This window comes from Candidatus Zixiibacteriota bacterium (assembly GCA_020853795.1).
Classification (GTDB): Bacteria; Zixibacteria; MSB-5A5; order CAIYYT01; family CAIYYT01; genus JADJGC01.
The window spans coordinates 1-3,830 of the sequence record JADYYF010000134.1 but is presented as its reverse complement, the minus strand read 5'-3'; the positions used below and the strand labels follow the sequence as shown (position 1 = coordinate 3,830).

Sequence of the window (3,830 nt, the reverse complement as noted above, 5' to 3'; positions counted from 1 at the left end):
GTGCAGGGGCCCCCCGCTTGCGGTGGGACGTCCCTTGCGCCGTCAGGACGCCCTTCCTGACGGCACAACACGGCGACTGAACTGCTCCACACCGACCTTCTCTGCGTCAAAATCAACCTGGTGCCCCACCACTTGCGGTGGGACTTCACTTGCGCCGTCAGGAATCCCTTCCTGATGGCACAACAAGGCGACTGAAATGCTCAACACCGACCTTCTCTGCGCCAAACTCAACCTGGTGCCCCACCGCTCGCGGTGGGACTTCACTTGCGCCGTCAGGAATCCCTTCCTGACGGTACAACAAGGCGACTGAAATGCTCAACACTGACCTTCTCTGCGTCAAAATCAACCTGGTGCCCCACCGCTCGCGGTGGGACGTATTCGCACCGACTGCAAATTCCCCTCTCCCCTTGGGAGAGGGGGCAGGGGTGAGGGCACAACAAGGCAACTGATATGATCAACACCTACCTCCTCTGGGTCAAATCCAATCCGATTCTTTCTGCGGCCATCCAATTTGCGATTCTGGGTACATTGGGCGAAGTCCTCTCGTTCTGCATTCGCAAGCGGCGCCTCGGGCTGCCGTGCAATCTTTGGCAACTCTTTCAGAAGATCATCGCGTGGGGATTGCTCGGGATCATCATCAAGTACGGGTTCGTCGGCATGAAGGGCTTCACGCAGGCGCTGCTTGATCACCAGATGTTGCCGCAGCTTTTCGCGACCGGCATCGGCTGGGCGTTCGCCGTCTCCGTCTTTACCAATCTCTTCTTCGGCCCGCAGATGATGTTCTTCCATCGCCTCGAGGACAACGCCATCATGTGGGACTGGAATTTCAAAGGCTTGACTACCGCCTGGTGGACGTTGCTCTGGTTCTGGATTCCGGCGCACACGGTGACCTTCAGCCTCCCGCCCGACTGGCAGATCGGCCTCGCCGCCCTTTGGTCCGTCGTCCTCGGCCTGATTCTCGGCCTCACCAAACGCCGATGAATCCGACATTCTTGTCGGACGTTTCTTGCGGATAGCCGGCAGCCCACCCGTAGCGAAGCGCAGGGTGGGTGCAATCTCGTCCTCTGGCAAAAAAACTCGGTAGGATCGACATCCCCGTCCGTCGTCGCGACCGACCGGAATCTCCATCCTACCGACTTGCTTTTCGACTATGCTTGTCGCGCTGGAAAACCTATCCCAACATCTCGCAGAAGTCGAGTTCCGTGGCAAGAATCGAATTGTCGCCGTTGCGGTGCTCGGTGATATTCAGCGCCATCAACCGCCCGTCCTTTTCGAACAGCAGCAACAATTGATCCGTATTCCCCGGCTGCATAAACCCCTTCAGTTCCGCCCCGCGCAACTCACTTTGTTTACTGACAAACGTCTCGCTTAACTTCATCATGTCCTCCCGACAGTCTCCACAAATCGATTCGGTAAGTAAGAGGTTGTTGACTTCAAGCCTACCTTTGGCCAATCGGCTTGAGCGTGGATATTAGCGCAAACGCCTGTCCCGCGCAATCAAAAAGTCGCGGATTTTCCGCCTTGCCGCGATCCGAGAGCGGCCTTCGCGGGCGTCCGCGCACCTCCCGCTCCCCTTGGGAGAGGGCCGGTGTGAGGGTCTGGGGCGTTGCGGCAGGTCTTCTCGTGAAGCGCCATTGATTCTGGAAGTACCACAACTCTTGCGCGCTTCATCGGGCGACCTGCCGCTTAGAAGGTGCCTTCTCCTGACTCGTCGCCGAAGATCTGTTGCCGGTCGCTTCCGCTTCTTGACTCTCCCCGAAGCAATTCCTACCTTGTTTTCAGTCGGAGGATCACCATGGAAAAAACTGCCTATCGCAATCTCGTCGGCGCGCCCCTTACCTGCAAGGGCTGGCATCAAGAGGCCGCGCTGCGCATGCTCAATAATAATCTCGATCCCAATGTCGCCGAGGACCCCGCCAATCTGATCGTCTACGGCGGTTCCGGCAAAGCCGCGCGCAATTGGGACTGCTACCACTCCATCGTCCGCTCCCTCAAATCGCTCGACAACGACGAGACTTTGCTCGTGCAGTCGGGCAAACCGGTCGGCATCTTCCGCACTCACGACTACGCCCCCCGCGTCCTGATCGCCAATTCCAACCTCGTTCCACACTGGGCGAGCTGGGAGAAATTCCGCGAACTCGAGAAGCTCGGCCTGATCATGTACGGCCAAATGACCGCCGGCTCCTGGATCTACATCGGCACGCAGGGCATCTTGCAAGGCACCTACGAAACCTTCGCCGCCTGCGCCGACAAGCACTTCAATGGCGACCTTGCCGGCAAATTCATCCTCACCGGCGGCGTTGGCGGTATGGGCGGCGCCCAGCCGCTCGCGGGAACGATGAATAATGCTGTGATCCTCTGCGTCGATGTCGACGAGCACCGCATCGATCGCCGCATCGAAACGCGCTACCTCGACCGCAAAACCGCCTCGCTCGACGAAGCCCTCAAATGGGTCGACGAAGCGAAGAAGAAGAAGCAGCCGCTCTCGATCGGCCTGGTCGGCAATTGCGCCGACACCCATCCCGAGCTGGTACGACGCGGCATCATCCCCGATATCGTTACTGATCAAACTTCTGCTCACGACGAACTCAATGGCTACGTTCCCAACGGCCTGCCGCTTGCCGAAGCCCTCGCGCTGCGCAAGGCGAATCCGGCCGACTACATCAAGCGCGCCAAGGACGCTATGGTTGTCCATACGCGCGCGATGATCGACATGCAGACCAAGGGTGCGATTGTCTTCGATTACGGCAACAATCTCCGCGGCCAGGCCTTCGCGCACGGTCTCAAAAATGCCTTCGCGTTTCCCGGTTTTGTTCCGGCTTACATTCGCCCGCTTTTCTGTCAGGGGAAAGGCCCGTTCCGGTGGGCGGCGCTCTCCGGCGACCCCAAAGACATCGCCGTCACCGATGAGGTCATCAAACGCGAGTTTGCCGACAATGCCGCGCTGGTGCGCTGGATCGATCTGGCGGCCAAGCGGGTCGCTTTCCAGGGTCTGCCTTCACGGATCTGCTGGCTCGGCTACGGCGAGCGCACCAAGTTCGGATTGATTATCAACGACCTCGTCAAGCAGGGCAAGATTTCCGCGCCGATCGTGATCGGCCGCGACCATCTCGACTGCGGCTCCGTCGCCTCACCCAATCGCGAAACCGAGGCCATGAAAGACGGCTCGGACGCCATCGCCGACTGGCCGCTGCTCAATGCCATGCTCAACACGGCCTCCGGCGCCTCGTGGGTAAGTATCCATCATGGCGGTGGGGTCGGCATCGGTTACTCGATTCATGCCGGCATGGTGGTCGTCGCGGACGGCACCGCCGAGATGGCCAAGCGTCTCCAACGCGTCCTGACCAATGACCCCGGCACCGGCGTCATGCGCCACGTGGATGCCGGCTACACCGAGGCCGTCCATTTCGCCGACGACCACCCCGATCTCAAGTTCCCGATGATGGAGTAGGGGGGACGATAATGATTGGCATCCGGAAGCGCTTGGCCGACGAGAGCTGGAGTTCATCGTTGCGTCAGGTCTTCTCGCGCGCCGAACACATCGGAAGAACTACCTCACTTATCCGCGCGAGGCGACCTGCCGCTTCTTCACTTGATCTCAGAATCTACGACCAACCTGGATTCCCGCCTCCGCGGAGATGACGCTCACTCCCCTCTCCTCCTGGGAGAGGGGTCGGGGGTGAGGGCACGCGTCAGATCTCTCCGGTGACCTGCCGCGCACTCTTGGTCGAGAGAATATGACTTGTCATTGCGAGGAGCGAACGTGACCTTAGCACCCCTTCCATCCTTCACCGCGACGAAGCAATCTCCGCCCCGATCTCTCTCACTCG

The 3,830-nt window shown here is 59.7% G+C and carries 3 protein-coding genes; 2 read left to right on the top strand and 1 reads right to left on the bottom strand.

Annotated features, from left to right (window positions below):
* The first annotated feature begins 450 nt into the window (after positions 1-450).
* The gene (locus IT585_10540; GenBank protein ID MCC6963676.1) at positions 451-981 is read left to right on the top strand and encodes a hypothetical protein; all 531 of its coding nucleotides are present in this window, start codon (positions 451-453) and stop codon (positions 979-981) included.
* Positions 982-1,171: 190 nt separating this feature from the next.
* On the opposite strand, the gene IT585_10535 is transcribed toward IT585_10540, so the two are convergent.
* Entirely contained in the window at positions 1,172-1,381 is a 210-nt protein-coding gene (locus IT585_10535; protein MCC6963675.1) for a hypothetical protein, read from the bottom strand.
* A 414-nt stretch (positions 1,382-1,795) separates the two neighbouring features.
* Between IT585_10535 and hutU the strand changes: the two genes are divergently transcribed.
* Positions 1,796-3,451 (top strand): urocanate hydratase, encoded by a 1,656-nt coding sequence (gene hutU / locus IT585_10530; protein MCC6963674.1) that lies wholly within the window; start codon positions 1,796-1,798, stop codon positions 3,449-3,451.
* The last annotated feature ends 379 nt before the right edge of the window (positions 3,452-3,830 follow it).

Excerpts from the sequence above, each read along its gene's own strand:
- hutU (MCC6963674.1), top strand. The coding sequence starts at position 1,796 with ATGGAAAAAACTGCCTATCGCAATCTCGTCGGCGCGCCCCTTACCTGC.
- IT585_10540 (MCC6963676.1), top strand. The coding sequence starts at position 451 with ATGATCAACACCTACCTCCTCTGGGTCAAATCCAATCCGATTCTTTCT.
- IT585_10535 (MCC6963675.1), bottom strand. The coding sequence starts at position 1,381 with ATGATGAAGTTAAGCGAGACGTTTGTCAGTAAACAAAGTGAGTTGCGC.